Source organism: Paenibacillus sp. FSL H8-0168, from assembly GCF_038592955.1.
In the GTDB taxonomy this organism is placed as follows: Bacteria; Bacillota; Bacilli; order Paenibacillales; family Paenibacillaceae; genus Paenibacillus; species Paenibacillus polymyxa_B.
Genome location: NZ_CP151948.1, coordinates 4162983 through 4178257 on the forward strand (window position 1 = coordinate 4162983; position 15275 = coordinate 4178257).

The following is a 15275-nucleotide window of genomic DNA, read 5'->3' on the forward strand; positions in this document are numbered from 1 at the left end:
CAAGGAGGTACTTGTATGTTTTTACCTTTACTTATTAAAGCTCTGGCTCAAGGTGCACTCAGCGGAGAACATTCTTATGTGGTGAGAGGAGCCAAGTTACAGTGCAGTCAAGGAACAGACCCTGGTGTGCTCAATATGATGTACAGCCACGGTGTTTTCATTAAAGATAAACCCGTTCTGAACGTGGACGATGCCATTTGTGGAGCCAATATTAGCAAAATCAATGCTTTTGGATTGTGTAAATTGAAGCAGGGTCTTCCCTGTGAACCGGAGATTGCGTTTGGGTCCAAGTGGACAGGCGGTAAGGAAGACGTATTGATTGAGGGGGCACCTGCCCTACTCAACAATTCTACCTTAATGTGTAGCTGTCAAGGTGTACAAGAGGCGATATCCTCCTTTTTTGGTGCAGACAGCACGGGATCGGGTGGTGGAGGCATTATCTCCATTACAGATGACGGACAAGATGGCTGATTTTAACAGGCAAGGAGATTAAGGATGAACATCGTAGCGAAAGACCGCTTTACCTATCAGCACTTACATGTTACCTGGCCCTATGGCAAGCTGCGTCTTCGTAATGTCCATATGAGTCACGAGCTCGGAGAACATGCTAGACTGGTGATCACGGGTAGTCTAGAAGCCGATCAAGCACACACAATCATTACCAAAGCAAGCAGCGACGACAAAGTCGAACTCTGGTATTCCGATGCCAAAGATCAAAAGCATCCCTTATTTATGGGACAACTGTACTGCGTAGATGTGGAGCACAGACATCAGGAGATTGTGGTAACTCTCGACGTCATTTCTCATAGTTTTAAACTAGATACGCAGCTCAAAAACCGCTCCTTTCAACACATCAATCAAAAGTATGCGGAGATTGTAGATGCGGTGCTGGCCGATTACAAAGGCTCGGATAAGATTGATGAAGCGTTTGAGAAAAAAGAAACAGGCCAATTCATCATGCAATATCAGGAGACAGATTGGATTTTTTTAAAACGGCTGGCTTCGCATGTGGGAGCCCTTCTCGTCCCTAATATCGTTTCACACCATGCTCAAATTTGGATCGGTATTCCGCAGGCCAGACAGCATATTCATTTGAAAGAGGTTCCTTTTACGCTTCAACGCAAGATTGCTCCCTATCTGGATCAAGAGGCGAATGGCTGGAGATCTGCCAGCATCGGAGATTACACCCGGTATACCTTTGAGTGGGATCAAATGCTGCAATTGGGAGATGAAGTCGAACGCAATCACGAAACCTACGTCATCACCAAACGTGAAGGACAGTTGATTCGCGGTTTGGTTACTTGGTCGTATGAATGCGCCCTGTTGGCGGGCTTGAAGGTCCCTAAAATATATAATCGAACGATCATTGGCGCCGCTATTGAGGGGAAAATATTAGAGGTCAGCCGGAATCAGGTTCGATTGCATCTGGATATAGACGATCAGCAGAATCCCAAGGATGCCCAATGGTTCCCCTATTCTGCTGAAGGTAATCAGGTTTGGTATCTGATGCCGGAAAAAGGTGCGCAGGTGAAGCTGTATTTTCCAAGTGCTGACGAAGACGATGCGATGGTCATACAATCGGTTCGAACGAAACCATCCAGCGTTGCTGTCCCTTCATCTCACGCAGCTCAAGGTGCCGTGATCGAATCGCCTGCAGTACGCCACCAGCGTAAAACAGCCGATCCCGGGGTCAAATCCTTTGCGAATCCGCAGGGAAAAGAAATTTCCTTAGGGAACTCCGAACTGTCGATGAGTGCTCAGGAAGGATCACTATACATCTCCATGAATACCCATAACGGTGTCAGCCTGAACAGCACCCAACGTGTACAAATTCAAGCCACAGGCAGTCTTAGTCTTTCGGCAGGTAGCATCCTGCTGCAAGGAACCAACGGCTTACACTTAAATACGACAACCGATACGTTGGATCTGGAGCAGGAAGTTAACAGCGTGAGTTCAGAAATCCAGCTTAAAGCTTCCCTCCATCAATACTACCCAGAACCGATTTTGTCTGACTTTGAGAAGCAAGTCGCTGAAAACGGAATCCAAAGTGTGCTCGGAGCACGCGTTAAGGAAAATGTAGGCGCCACGCTCAAGGGAGAATGGGATGCGGGTATAGAGTTTTTAAGCGGGGTATGGGACTCAGTTGTCGATATAGCGGATATGGGGACCATGGTAATGACTCCTTTCGTTATGCCGGGAAATTACACTGGTAAAGGTTTTCTGGAGCGCAATGAGACGCTCGAGGGTATTAAGGGCGGTGCGAAGTTTGGCTGGAACTATATTGCCGATTCATTCCAAGGGAAAAAAACAAAGAAAGATGTAGTTCACGACCTTGAAACCGTGTGGGACGGCATAAAAAGCATACCCGATCCGATTGAGCGAAAATTGAATAATTTCTTCCCTAATCCATTGACCGATACCAAACAGGAAAGTTACGATGCAGGATATGACAGTATCAAGGCCGTTGAACGTGGAGCCGACATTTATACAATTGTCAAAGGTGGAGCAAAATTAATTAGGAATCTAGGAAAGCTGGGCAAAGAAGAAGCCTCCTTATCTAAGGGGCTCAAGGAAGCTGAAGAAAAGAAAGCCAGTAAAGGAGGAACACCGGGGTTATTCGGAGATTCAGCAAAGGCCGACTCTGCTCTAGCCAAGGTTGGAGATGGAAAATTCAAAACGAATGCCATCCGTTTTCCAACCAATTTTGAATCCTTGGGGAGTTACTTGCAAAGTGTAGCTAGAAAGATGAACATCCGTATAACTAAAAGGTTACCCATTTTCGAAACTGCTGGAGGTCATTATCGGTTTCATGATCCTGGTCCTGATGTTCCGCATTCTAAAGGTTCCGGTGCAAAGATTTCGCCTGAGAGACAAAAACAGATTGATGCGTTAGAATCAGGAGAGTACACGGGGAAGAGCACTAAGGGACCGGAGAAAGAGCCTAATGTAAGCTACGGAAAAGTATATCCAACAAGAACAATTGATTTAAAAACAGAAGGTCATATTATCGATAGAGTAAGAGATTTAAGAACTAGACTCTCAAATAGATTAAAAAAAGATGGAAATTTTGCATACTCTGAAGTGGACATACCAGGAATAGATAAAAAAGAATTTTATGCACACAGTGGCTTAAATGGAGATAATAAAGCGAAAGACTATGCAGATTTCTCATTAAAGCCAACAAAAAAACCTAAATATGAGGCAACCAAAGCGCCGGATAAAAGTGGACGTGTATATAAAAGAGACATGGACACTGAGTATAAAATATTAAATGATCTAGCAGCAAGATTAGATAAACTAAAAGACTCTTCAAATGTTCGTGGGAAAATAAAAATGTTCACTGAAAAAGATACTTGTGGTAGTTGTAGTAGAATTATTAATCAATTCCATAAAGATTACCCTGGTATTAATATTGAAATAATCCACAACAATGATGATATGATTATCCCATAAAAATAGAAAGGTGATAGATTAACATGAAAAGAAACTATGAAGCTTTATTTGGTGCCTTTTATGAGAAATACTTTGATTTTAAAATTGAAAAAATGAGTGACGCTGAGGCCGTCGCAAGAACTTCTGGAGAATTTGAAGGTATTTTAAACAAAGGCGAAATGGAGAAAGCCGTAGTATACATTGCTGAAGGAAAGATTTATTTAACGCATTCGAAAATATTTTTTAAAGCAAAAGAAAGATTAGTAGAGGTTTTAAATTCTTTAAATCTAGAAAAGCTAAAATTAGAGATAACCTCAGATGAATATGAAGATTTATTAGAACGTAGGGATATGGTCTTAGATGAAATTGATAATAAGCAGATCGATTATGATCCATTTACGAGATGGTATTATCATGATATGGAAAAGGAAGTAAGACACTTCTTTAGTAGCATTATTACTGAGATTCAAGATAACCATGAAATTGTTGAGAAAATAATCGAACGATTTGAAAATGATTGTGATAACACCCTTAGTGAAAATATTATAATTAAAACTACATTAGCGGAATTATTAATTAGGAATAATATTAAGGTAGATGAAGATCTTCGTAACATAAAGAGTGAGCTAGAACAGTTTAATATTGAAGATATAGGACTACAATTATCAGAAGACGAGAAAATAGATTTAACTTTACGCATTAAAGAAATATTAAGTAAATTAAGTGGGATTTAGTATAAGTGACAGCGGCCAGTCGTCGGAAATAAACCGGAGACTGGCTTTTTTTATTTTATACGAGTTGGGTTATATTATGTAACATAGTCTCGAAGGTCTCAGACTTTAGCAACAATTCAATGGAGGTGTTAACAGCGGGTGTTCTCTTTTCGAACATATCTATGATCATCATTATAAATATTTTTAAGTTGTTAACAGTGAGCACCTACTTCGAAATAATTCTATTCTCTGTTTTAGCTTGTATACATGTTTAAATATCCATTTAAGTGTCCAATTCAATTTAAAATCTGACTTTCTATTTAATACAATCCCTCGATATCCTAATCTACATCCGTTATGCTGCTTCTTAGCGATCAAGGCAGAGCGTAAACATATCAAGCTAGAATAAAATAATTAGCTTGGCATCGTCAAGTTCCATCTAAAATGCACTTAGTAGTTAATAGTACAGCAGAATTTGAAGGCTATACAAGTCATCACTGCTCTACTTTCACTATTCAACTTAGAAGGAAAATAATATGGAATTTGCGCTGAAATGGTCAAATAATATATGGGACGGGTAAGGCTCAAACCCGAAAAGATATTAGGAATACTGTTCAAGAAACACTGAGTTCTCCAGTGAAGAAAATCCAAAGAAATTGTCCCTAATGCCAAAGTGAAATATAGAGGTTCTTTGGCTACTGGTCAGAAAGATCTACATAAAGGGAATCCGCCATTTGATCCAACTGACTTTGATATTGATGCTTTTATCGTTAGTGATAAGTTAGCTTCAAAATTCTCTTCTAGCTCTACTTTTTGGAGAGCTGGGACCGACCTAAGAGAAGATAGACAATTGCAGAAGGAAATTGATAAAACACTTAAAGAATTTTGGGATGGCTTAAGAAGAGAAGATAAAAAGGAAGAACGGACAAGTTCACTCTTCGCATATTTACGCAGGAAGAATACAGTCGTAGATATCAAAAAGGGGGTCAGATAATTGATTATGATTAGGAGAATGATTGATTATGAAGAAATCCCCTTATTTTAAATGCTTGTTACCAATATTCTCGGAAGAAAGCCTTATCGTGCACAGATTATTTCTGTTATTTGGGGTGTTCCTTTTATTGGATTAGAAGATCATATTTACGAAGAAGTGCCTACTGTATATACTGATAATTCTATTTTGGGACTTCAGATAGTTTTACAGGGAGCCGGAGGCGAATTGGGGTATACTTTAAAAATTCGTTCTCACACAGATAATGATGAGCCAGATGACGCAAGTGAGATAGAGCTAGATATAACAGGGTATGTCCCCTGCCTTTTTGAACGGACTGATCAAATAAAGATAAAGTGTGATGAATTAATAACAAGGATTACATTAGTATAATTGAGTAAAGAATTCACAGTGTCTCTGATAAAAATAAAGTGGGTTTACATCTAAAACTACAAGATCGTACACTACAACATATCAAACACTTTAAAAACTTGAGAACCATTTGATAAATTTTCAAAGGCTTATTCCAACTTGAACCGCGAGAAGGATGAGCTTTTTTTTACGCAAAACAATAACATGCACCCCTCAAGAAACAGGAAGAATGCATGCAGTTGGTAGATGAGAATGTTCATGGTAAAGTAAATCATACTGGTGGAAATAAAATATGGGGTAATGGCGATTAAACCTCTAATAAATTAAAGGGAGAATTAAAATGGGATATGAGCTAAAATGGTCTGATAATATAAATTTAGATGAAAGCAAATTGAGAGGTCTTGAGGAGCGATGGAATATCCGCTTTCCTAAAGAGTATGTAGAAATTGTGCTGAATCATGATGGATCGGTACCCTATATAATAGATCAAAATGGTGAAGAGATTACGGGCGTTGTAGAAGTACCTGGGAAATTAACATGGTCTATACAACTATTATCTCTAATAGAAAAAGAAGTTCTTGGAGAAGTAATTTCTCCAATTGAGCTGGCGTATGATACTTTGAGCGAGGCGTTACCAAAAAAATATATTTCCCTTTGCTATTAATGGATCTGGAGATAAATTTTTATTTGATTTTCGGAAAGATAAAAATGAACCCCAAATTTTGTTTCAAAACCATGAAGATTTAATTTTAGAAAGTGAAATAACCGAAGAGGAATTAGAAGAAAAATCACTTGAAGACTGGCAAGACGAAACATTAGATTTTGTATGTGAATCATTCACAGCTTTTCTTAAATTAATTTCTCCTAGAGACCAAAAGGATTACTCTTTAAAGCTACTGCCCTAAACATAACTATAAATAAATGAACTTAATTATATAGATTCGGGAGTGAATTATTTAGAGAAATCATTATTAAATACATATTAAATGCATTTACTCTTTTTTTAAGATGGGTCACTCTAAAATTTTGAAAGTCCATTCCAATTTGAATCATAAGAGGAATGGACTTTTTCAATTTAAAGAAGAAATAAAAAATAGCAGTCCCACCAATCTCCCTGCACCAAAACAATAACTTGCCATCCCCCTATCAGAGTTAACAACCACACCATAACGTCTGATGGATTCACGCAATTGGTCGGCATCATAAATATCAACATGTTTGCTCAACATTTACTTTCTGAAAAAGCTTAAACTTATAAATTCTCCACTTCTTTTTCCTTCAACTCAAACTAAACTCACACAAAAATGCACCCCCTAGTATTCACCGGACAAACCAAGAGGCTTGTTCCAACATTTACACTAGGGGATGCTCTTTAACTTCGGCAGGGAAATTTGTATCCCGATAGCTCTTTGCCCATACCGTTTATCAGTTATGCCTTGAATGTTTACCCCTTAACCGACCCGGCCGCAATCCCTTCCACAATCCGGTCACTCATGATGAGGAACACTAGCAAAATGGGCAAAATGCTGATCATCAACGTAGCTCCGATAGCTCCCCAGTCGGTCGTATATTGTCCGATAAAGTTCTGGACACCAACGGTCAGTGTTTTGTTTTCGTCCGAGCTGATGAACGTATTGACGAAAATAAACTCATTCCAGTTATAGATCATGTTAATAATAGATGTCGTTGCCATGACCGGGGTTGTCATGGGCAGCACGATTCGGAAGAACATCCGGTTGACGGAGCAGCCGTCCATAACGGCCGCTTCTTCCACTTCACGGGGCAAGGCGTAATAGAAGCCCAGCAAGATCATCATCGTTGTCGGCAGATTAAAAGCAACATACGACAGGATGATGGAGAGTGAAGTGTCTGTTAAATGCAGTTTGAGAAACATACTGAACAACGGAATCAAGGTGGAATGAACTGGAATCATTAGTCCGACCATAAAGAGTCCGAGGACCAGCTGGCTTCCTTTCCACCGCATACGCGTAATGGCAAAGGTTACAAAGCTGGCTAGCAGCACCGTCAGCGCCACGGATATGACCGTAATCCACACACTATTGAAGAAATACCGCCCGATATTGCCGCTGGTCCACACATTCATATAGTTCTCCCAATGCGGCTGGGACGGGAGTGCAAACGGCGGAAGGTTAAACACTTCCTGATTATTTTTAAGCGAGAACAGCATCAGCCACACCAGCGGTAAAAGCTGCGTCACCGCCAAGATGATTAAAATGATATACAAAGCGGCATAACCGACCCGAGTTAACATTTTGCCGCGGGTAGCGACTCCAAGCGGATAGTTGGCGGCTGCCTGGGTTTTCATATCCGTTCCTCCCTCTTCCTGTCCTTTGTTACCCTCATCTATTAGCAAGACTGCATTATGAATACTGGATGGTGTCACTAGTAGCCGTAACCTTGCGGATCAGCCACGTAGCGATTAGACAGATGAGCAGCAGGGCAAAGGCTGTAGCACTGCCGTATCCAAAATCAAAGCTGCGGAATGCCTGATGGTACATGTAAGAGGCCATCACTTCACTGGCTCCATTCGGTCCACCATCCGTCATGACGTAGATGAGGTCAAAATATTTGAGCGAACCGACAATGGACAATATGATCGTAACGTTAATCACCTCGCGCAGCAGGGGCAATTTGATACGAGTCGCAATCTGCCAGGCACTGGCCCCGTCGATCCGGGCAGCCTCCATTAGCGTTTCGGGAATGTTTTTCAGCCCGGCATAATAGATCAGGATATAAAAGCCTGCATATTGCCAAATAATCGGAATGAACAAAGCAAACAGCACCAAGGACGGATTAGCTAACCATTCAGGCGGATTGTGGACTCCGACCGACGCCAGTATGGAATTGAACACTCCGTTCGTTGGATGATACATTTTGAGCCACAGCTGTGCGATCGCTACAGATGACAACAGCATGGGAATCAGATAAATTTTCCGCAGCAGATTCGCTCCCTTGATTTTTCCTGACAAAATCATCGCAATGACCAGATAACCGATCAGACTGATGCCTGAAAACAAGGCCAACAGCAGCGAATGCCAGGCACTTTGCCAGAATGCACTGTCAGTGAGCAAATGTTGATAATTGTCCAGCCCCACAAAAGTCATAGAGCCGATTCCATTCCACTGATTCAGGCCGTAATAGCCGGTCAGAACGATGGGCACATATATTACGGCGAATAACAGCAGCAGAGAAGGCAATACATAGAGAGCAATGACAAGCTTATTGGACATGACCTTTTCCACGGTCGGACCTCCTTAGGTGGTCAATTTCAATTTCCTTTCTCGATGGCAGCCTTATGCTGCTCGGCAAATTGTTGCGGTGTCACCGCTTTACCAAACAACGCCTGAATCATATTCAAATGTACCTGCGCTGCATTCGGCTTCATCTGTACATCGGCGAACAATGTAATGCTGCTGGCTTGATTCAGTCCGTTCAGCAAATCGACATACAGCTTGGGCAATTTTTCTTTGGAGGTGTCCACTTTCGTCGCCGGAATTACGCCCGCCTGTGTGACCGATTGCTCTCCCCATTTGACTACGAAGTATTCAACGAACGCTTTGGCCTCTTCTTTTACCTTGGAATTTTCCGAAACGAACAAGCCTACTCCCGGACCTCCTACCCAACTGTTCTCGTTGCCCTTGCCGCCTGCAACCATCGGGAATTTAAAGAAGCCAATTTGATCTTTAAATGCTTGTGGGATTGCGGGATTGGTCGTAAAATTCGGCAATTCCCAAGTAGCCATCAAATACATCGCTGCCTTGTCGTTCATAAACTCGGATTTTCCCTCATCATTGGACAAGCCGTTAAATCCTTTGTTAAAGGCATTCATATCCACAAGCGTCTGGACTTCGGAGGCCGCCTGAATTAAACCAGGGTCATCGAACGATCCTGAACCGTCAATCGCTTTTTTCAGCATTTCGTTACCCGCTATACGCTCTGCCAGATACATGTACCAGAGTGAGCCGGTCCAGCGGTCTTTATTGCCCAATGCAATCGGTGCAACTCCATGATCCGTAAGTGTTTTCACAACCTGCTTAAACTCATCAAATGTCACAGGTACCTTCAAGTTGTATTTTTGGAATATGGCTTTGTTGTAATAAATAGGTGTAATATTCAATTCAATCGGAAGCGCATACGTTTTGCCATTCAGCGCATAAGCTTCGGTCGTTCCCGGTACAAATTTGTCCTTCAGCTTGGAACCATTCAACAGGTCATCCATCGGTGTAAATAATCCACCTTTAACGTAAGGCTCCATAAAGCCCGCTGCCCAGGTGATTCCGATATCCGGCAATTCATTGGAAGCTGACAGCACTTTGAGCTTGTTTTTATATTGTTCATTTTCCAGCACTTCTTGCTGAATGACGACATTCGGATGATCCTTTTGGTATTGATCTATAATCTGAGTCACAAGCTTGCTCTGCTGTGCCGAGCTTCCCTCTGGCCACAGGTGCATCATTTTGAGTGTAACCTTTCCTCCTTCTCCACTGGAACCACCTTGACCATCCTTACCAGCACCGCAACCGGATAGCACCAGCATGAATGACAGCAGCAGGGTCAACCCAGCAAACCATTTTTGATGTGAGCGCTTACGTAAACCATACTTGTTGGACATCGTTAGACCTCCGTTTGTTGTATTTATATTTTTTTGTAACCGTTATCATTTGTAAGTTTAGCACTCCATTCCTGCTTCCAACAGGGTACGCTCATTGGGTATAATTCCACTTTTATTGGGTTTGATCTGCCTATACGTCAGTCGATATTCTCCGGCCCTGTACGCATCTGCTGCCTGTAGCGGCTGGGACTTACCCCCTCGGTCGCTTTGAATACTTTAATAAAATATTTATCTGTTCGGTAGCCTGATCGCTCGCCGATTTGGGCAATCGTTAACTGAGTATGCAGCAGCAACTCCTTAGCCCGTTGGATCCGTAGCCGATGCAGATAATCGCTGAAGGACAAACCACTTTGCTCCTTGAATAAAACACTAAAATAGCTGGCATTCAGGTGTGAATGCGCGGCAGTCTGCGCCATCGTAATGGATTCGTGAAGATGCTCCGCCATATAGGTGAAGGCACGTCGTACCGGATCACTAAGAGTAGTTGCCTGGAGATCAAGCTCTAGCAGAACAGGGTCAGCCAGCTTGTCCAGCTTCTCGTACCGCTGCCGCTCCTCTTCCAGCCGAAGCGCTTCATTGACCGCATTCAGCAGCTCCTGCTTATCAATCGGTTTGAGCAAATAATTGACGGCTCCCAGACGAAGAGCCTGCTGGACATAATCAAACTCCGCATAACCCGAGATGACAATGATCGCTGGTCGTCGTGAATCCCGTTCCAGAGAGCGGATTAAATCCAGCCCACTGAATTCCGGCAACCGGACATCCGTAATCAACAGATGAACTGTCTCCGCTCGCAGTATATTTAACGCTTCCAAACCATTATCGAATGTTACAATCCGGTATTTCCCGGCGGCCCATTGCTCCAGTGTCTGGTGTATCCCCTGACGTGTTCGCTGTTCATCGTCTACAATGACAATGGTTTTGGATGAAACACTCATTCCTACCGCCCTCCATATTCATCAGGAATTTCAAAAGCGACCACTGTTCCTTCCTGCTCAGCACTATGTATCAGCACACCATCCGTTGAATAAGATGCGCTGTCATAATAAAGAGCAAGCCTGCGCTGCACATTCACTAGTCCCATACCGGTTCCCTTGCTCTGGCAGGCTGCTCCCCCCATCAACGCTGTACGCACAGCTGCAAGTTCTTCCAGTGTCATTCCAGGTCCGTTATCTATGACCGCGATCTTGGTCCAACCCGATCTGGTCGAAGGAGTGACACTAATTTCAACACGGCCGTTGCCGATGCGATTTTCGACACCATGCAAAATGGCATTCTCTAGAATAGGCTGGATCAGCAGTTTAGGAAGCGGAATTCTGGCTGCCTCCGAAGGCATATGAATTTGCCAGCTCAGACGTTCACCCAGACGCATCTCCATCAGTTCCAGATAACGACGGATTTGCGCCATTTCTTCCCCGAGTGTCACCCAAGAGTCATGGTGAGCAGGTTCGATAACATAACGAAACAGCCGCGACATGGACACCATCAGCCCGGCAAGCTCCTCCTCTCCCTTCTCCTGTAGCGACCAGTTGAAAGCATCCAGCGTATTAAAAAGAAAATGCGGATTGATCTGCGCCTGCAGAGCTTTAAGCTCGGTTTGGCTTTGTAAAACCTCCTTCTCGCAAATAACACGGATCAATTCATTAATATCGACAATCATTGTGTTGTACTCTGCATTTAATTCTCGCAGCTCGACCGCTGCTGCCGGTTCTGGATTCAGTGCCAATGCCCCTTCCCGTGAACGACGCATCGCCTGAATCAAGTGACCTATCGGTCTTGTAATCAACGTAGACAACATAAAGGACATGAACAGGAATAGCACGGCACCAAGAGACGCGGAAATGATAAGTGTAGTCCGTAAAACCGTAATTCCGTCTGTGACGACACTAACCGGAATCAGGATCAGCAGCGACCAGCCCGTCCGCTCCGACTGCTGAACTGCCTTCACATATTCCCGCTCCCCAATATGAACCGTCTGTGTCTTGCTATGCAGTACACCTGACAAATCCGTCTGGTTCATTGGTTCACCCGACAGCAGCTGGCCTTGTCGATCTACAAGCAGCATAGTTTCATCCGCTTCTTCATTGACCGCTGTCGCACCATTCAGCCCAAAATAACTTCGCTCCATACGGGTAATCAGGTACCCTCCGCGCGAGAACCAGCGATCCACCAGGCTCACCTGCCGAATTGCCAGCAGTGACCGGGAGTCTTCGGGATCAATGCCGATCCAGACCAGTCTTCCTTTCATCTGATTCGCTTCCCGGATGTCTGCCTGTCCAATACGTTCCTCCAGACTGCCCTCTCTAATCGGAAACAACATCTTTCCTTCGGCGGTATACAGCTCCAGTGAGCCGACACTCGGCATATATGCCTGATAGCTATGCATCACTTGCAGTAGTGATTGACGCTGTCCGAAATTCACCTTGACCCCGTTGCGCTCCTCCAGCAGAATATGCTGAACAGACGGGTGATTCGCGACCTGCTCCGTCAAGCTATCCATCTGGCCGATTAATGCATCCAGCCTACCGCTTGCTTGTACCGCAGTCTGACCAATATGCCGCTCGGCACTGTCTTTTAACAGGTGAGACACATTGAGATAAATGAACGCACCCGCCACACTCATCATAATGAGCATCACCAGTATAAATCCGATAAAAATCTGATTACGTAATGTGTTTAATGGCTGAAACCTTGACCTTGAACGCATAAGCCTTCTCCCCCTGAACCATCGCAGAAAAATGGGTGATGATAACGCTTTCCTTTTCCTATTCTATCGCATCGTTCGTCTTTGTTGGCATATTTTCAGCAGAGATTAATCAAAAGGGGCAGGAATGCTATGAAATAGAAAGGTCGTAGGGTAAACGAAAAAAATGACTCCCGACAAATGCAGGAGCCATCTACTGACCAGTTACACCGAAGCTTCTTTCAAATCACCCAAACTAAGGTACCGTCTAGGCTCCGAAACTTGTATATGAAATGGGTATCCTATTGGAGCGCAGCCAAAATGCGGTCGCACAGCTCCATCGTTTTCACGTTATCCCGTCCACTTGAATCAGGCGTCCGTCCTTCTTGGCAGCAGTTCATGAAATGTGCGATTTCACCAACAAAACCGCGCAAGTACAAATCACGGTATCCGCCCGACATCGCGGAGGCTGACGGTGTCAGAACCGTATCGTTTTCCGCAAGGGATTTCCAAGGAAGCTCTGTATGACTCTCCGACTTGTGAATGATCAGTGTATTCACCTCATCCGCGTTCGCAAAACCATGATCAAAGGTTACCGTGAACCCTTCGCTCTCGCGTGTCCATGCTGTCATACCTGCGAAGTATAGGCTACCTACTACACCATTTTCAAATTTCAGGGCAATCGTATGGGAAATACACTCGCCGTTATCGTTCGCAAATCCGGTAACCTGCACCACTTCTCCAAACAAATAACGTACCAGATCGACCATATGAACCGCCGCCAGCTTCATGAAATCTTCGCCAGTTTTGCAAAACAGGGTACTGTCCACGAGGAATTTCGCCTGAAACGAGCGTGCGGCTCCAAGTGAGCCACCCTCAATCAATTCTTTTAATTTTATGTATACAGGCGCGTAGCGCTTCATGAAACCGACCATCAGCACGACACCCGCTGCTTCTGCCGCATCTGCAATTTGGGCCGCTTCCTCGGCATTCCAGCCCAGTGGCTTGTCTACAAAAACATGTTTTCCAGCCTTAATGCAGTCTAGTACGAGCGAAGGATGATCTGCCGCTTGTGCAATCACGACAACTCCATCATAGTCTTCCTGCTCCAGCATAGCCTTGTAATTGTCATAAGGTGTGCCACTGCTTCCAAACCGCTGGAGTGCCGTCTTCGATCTGCTTAGATCTCTAGTCGCAATCGCCTGAATTTCAGCACCTGCCCCAATAACAGCAGGATATATATTCGTTGAAGCGTGAAAGCCAGCCCCGATAAAACACAGCTTCGCCTTGCTCATGTTAGTCCCTCCCATGTACACACTAAAATAATCCGATCCCATCGTACCATATTGCCGAAGTATATATATAAAAAAACCTTAACAAAGATAATTCCTTATCCTTGTTAAGGCTCTGTCTGCATCACCAGCAACAATCCTTAAAAATACATTCAATTACAGGGTTCAGACATTATCTTGTGGATAACGAAGCCCATTTTTGCTCCAGCCACTGATCAAATTCAGCACCCTTGTCGCCTTCGTAGATGTCATAAATATCGACTCTCATCTTGTGCAGCTTCTCGCGAAAATCGTTATAGGTATGGTCGGCTGGTAGGCTTTTTTTAATCCGCACCAGAATCTTCGTCAGACCCTTAACAAGTTCACCCTCTTTGCGCACAGGCGGCTGTACATTCTCGCCCCATTCCTGAAGTCTGCGGTAAGCGGCTTCCTGAACGGCATATACCGTATCATGATTCAAACGGTGTGTCAGCAAGTCAATCGTCTGCTGGTTCTTCCATGCACCCAGATCATTTACCGCGGCTAGGCGTGTTTTCCAATCGGAGGTTCGGTTTGCAGCTACTTTAAGCTGCTCATATACTTCTGCAAATTCTTGCTGAGTTTCGTTGTTCTCCAAAATCATCTCATCCTTTTCTAAAAATCACTATATTACTGTTCATCACGATTGCCGTTTGTTAAATATAACATACTTGCAGGTCTTCTTCTAAAAAAGATAAAAATGAAATGATCGGACGTTACAGGAAATCTGCACGTGCTGGTGTAAATGCATCTAGCAGAATACCGCCATCCTCCAGTGGGATACAGCCATGAAGAGTATCGGATGGAAAATGGATGCTGTCTCCTTCTTTGACGGTCTGCACTTCCTTGGTTTCGCCATTATCGATCATGAACTTAAAGCTTCCCTTTATTACATAAGTGACTTGTTCATGGACATGCTTATGCAACAGAATCTCCCCTGTTTGGGCTTTAGCAAACATCACTTTGACATACATAAGCTGGTCACTGTGGGCCAGCACTTTCCGGGTGGTATTACTGTCAACGATATCAATTTGAATATCTTGATCGTTAAAAAACATGGATAATTCCTCCTCTTTTTAAGCGCAAATGATTTTGACGCAAATGATTTAGATAAGTTATTTTGGAAAAATCTCATAAATCG

The 15275-nt window shown here is 43.5% G+C and carries 15 protein-coding genes; 7 read left to right on the forward strand and 8 right to left on the reverse strand.

Going from position 1 to position 15275, the window contains the following annotated elements; translation table 11 throughout:
* Positions 1-15: 15 nt before the first annotated feature.
* The 7 genes from MHI21_RS18380 (at position 16) to MHI21_RS18410 (ending at position 6413) form a co-directional block, all read left to right on the forward strand.
* Entirely contained in the window at positions 16-471 is a 456-nt protein-coding gene (locus tag MHI21_RS18380) for a DUF4280 domain-containing protein (RefSeq protein WP_023989777.1), read from the forward strand.
* 24 nt (positions 472-495) lie between these two features.
* Positions 496-3453: a deaminase domain-containing protein gene (locus tag MHI21_RS18385; RefSeq protein WP_342418693.1), complete on the forward strand. Its 2958-nt coding sequence runs from the start codon at positions 496-498 to the stop codon at positions 3451-3453.
* Positions 3454-3476: 23 nt separating this feature from the next.
* Positions 3477-4166, forward strand: coding sequence for an Imm3 family immunity protein (locus tag MHI21_RS18390; RefSeq protein WP_235308981.1), 690 nt, complete (start codon positions 3477-3479; stop codon positions 4164-4166).
* A gap of 670 nt (positions 4167-4836) precedes the next feature.
* Entirely contained in the window at positions 4837-5139 is a 303-nt protein-coding gene (locus MHI21_RS18395; RefSeq protein ID WP_342418694.1) for a hypothetical protein, read from the forward strand.
* Positions 5140-5190: 51 nt separating this feature from the next.
* Complete coding sequence (locus tag MHI21_RS18400) at positions 5191-5529, forward strand: hypothetical protein (protein WP_342418695.1); 339 nt, start codon at positions 5191-5193, stop codon at positions 5527-5529.
* 319 nt (positions 5530-5848) lie between these two features.
* On the forward strand, positions 5849-6172 hold the full coding sequence (locus tag MHI21_RS18405) for a hypothetical protein (protein ID WP_342418696.1): 324 nt from the start codon (positions 5849-5851) through the stop codon (positions 6170-6172).
* Positions 6168-6413: a hypothetical protein gene (locus tag MHI21_RS18410; RefSeq protein WP_342420225.1), complete on the forward strand. Its 246-nt coding sequence runs from the start codon at positions 6168-6170 to the stop codon at positions 6411-6413. Before MHI21_RS18405 ends, MHI21_RS18410 begins: the two co-directional genes overlap by 5 nt.
* 539 nt (positions 6414-6952) lie before the next feature.
* Here the strand turns inward: MHI21_RS18410 and MHI21_RS18415 are convergent.
* The 8 genes from MHI21_RS18415 to MHI21_RS18450 form a co-directional block, all read right to left on the reverse strand.
* Positions 6953-7834 carry a carbohydrate ABC transporter permease gene (locus MHI21_RS18415; protein WP_013311404.1) on the reverse strand — a complete coding sequence of 294 codons (882 nt, stop codon included), beginning with the start codon at positions 7832-7834 and terminating at the stop codon, positions 6953-6955.
* A 55-nt stretch (positions 7835-7889) separates the two neighbouring features.
* Positions 7890-8771, reverse strand: coding sequence for a sugar ABC transporter permease (locus MHI21_RS18420; RefSeq protein ID WP_039273005.1), 882 nt, complete (start codon positions 8769-8771; stop codon positions 7890-7892).
* Between the two features lie 26 nt (positions 8772-8797).
* Positions 8798-10141 carry an extracellular solute-binding protein gene (locus MHI21_RS18425; RefSeq protein ID WP_342418697.1) on the reverse strand — a complete coding sequence of 448 codons (1344 nt, stop codon included), beginning with the start codon at positions 10139-10141 and terminating at the stop codon, positions 8798-8800.
* Positions 10142-10278: 137 nt separating this feature from the next.
* The gene (locus MHI21_RS18430; RefSeq protein WP_342418698.1) at positions 10279-11079 is read right to left on the reverse strand and encodes a response regulator; all 801 of its coding nucleotides are present in this window, start codon (positions 11077-11079) and stop codon (positions 10279-10281) included.
* 2 nt (positions 11080-11081) lie between these two features.
* The gene (locus tag MHI21_RS18435) at positions 11082-12848 is read right to left on the reverse strand and encodes a sensor histidine kinase (protein ID WP_160789120.1); all 1767 of its coding nucleotides are present in this window, start codon (positions 12846-12848) and stop codon (positions 11082-11084) included.
* Between the two features lie 278 nt (positions 12849-13126).
* Complete coding sequence (locus tag MHI21_RS18440; protein ID WP_165178633.1) at positions 13127-14119, reverse strand: Gfo/Idh/MocA family oxidoreductase; 993 nt, start codon at positions 14117-14119, stop codon at positions 13127-13129.
* A 169-nt stretch (positions 14120-14288) separates the two neighbouring features.
* On the reverse strand, positions 14289-14732 hold the full coding sequence (locus tag MHI21_RS18445) for a HEAT repeat domain-containing protein (protein ID WP_029515623.1): 444 nt from the start codon (positions 14730-14732) through the stop codon (positions 14289-14291).
* A 118-nt stretch (positions 14733-14850) separates the two neighbouring features.
* Positions 14851-15192 (reverse strand): cupin domain-containing protein, encoded by a 342-nt coding sequence (locus MHI21_RS18450; protein WP_023989787.1) that lies wholly within the window; start codon positions 15190-15192, stop codon positions 14851-14853.
* Positions 15193-15275 lie beyond the last annotated feature (83 nt).

Bases quoted from the DNA above. Each gene is read 5' to 3' on its own strand.
- MHI21_RS18380 (WP_023989777.1), top strand. From the start codon at position 16: ATGTTTTTACCTTTACTTATTAAAGCTCTGGCTCAAGGTGCACTCAGC.
- MHI21_RS18385 (WP_342418693.1), top strand. From the start codon at position 496: ATGAACATCGTAGCGAAAGACCGCTTTACCTATCAGCACTTACATGTT.
- MHI21_RS18390 (WP_235308981.1), top strand. From the start codon at position 3,477: ATGAAAAGAAACTATGAAGCTTTATTTGGTGCCTTTTATGAGAAATAC.
- MHI21_RS18400 (WP_342418695.1), top strand. From the start codon at position 5,191: ATGCTTGTTACCAATATTCTCGGAAGAAAGCCTTATCGTGCACAGATT.
- MHI21_RS18405 (WP_342418696.1), top strand. From the start codon at position 5,849: ATGGGATATGAGCTAAAATGGTCTGATAATATAAATTTAGATGAAAGC.
- MHI21_RS18415 (WP_013311404.1), bottom strand. From the start codon at position 7,834: ATGAAAACCCAGGCAGCCGCCAACTATCCGCTTGGAGTCGCTACCCGC.
- MHI21_RS18425 (WP_342418697.1), bottom strand. From the start codon at position 10,141: ATGTCCAACAAGTATGGTTTACGTAAGCGCTCACATCAAAAATGGTTT.
- MHI21_RS18430 (WP_342418698.1), bottom strand. From the start codon at position 11,079: ATGAGTGTTTCATCCAAAACCATTGTCATTGTAGACGATGAACAGCGA.
- MHI21_RS18435 (WP_160789120.1), bottom strand. From the start codon at position 12,848: ATGCGTTCAAGGTCAAGGTTTCAGCCATTAAACACATTACGTAATCAG.
- MHI21_RS18440 (WP_165178633.1), bottom strand. From the start codon at position 14,119: ATGAGCAAGGCGAAGCTGTGTTTTATCGGGGCTGGCTTTCACGCTTCA.
- MHI21_RS18450 (WP_023989787.1), bottom strand. From the start codon at position 15,192: ATGTTTTTTAACGATCAAGATATTCAAATTGATATCGTTGACAGTAAT.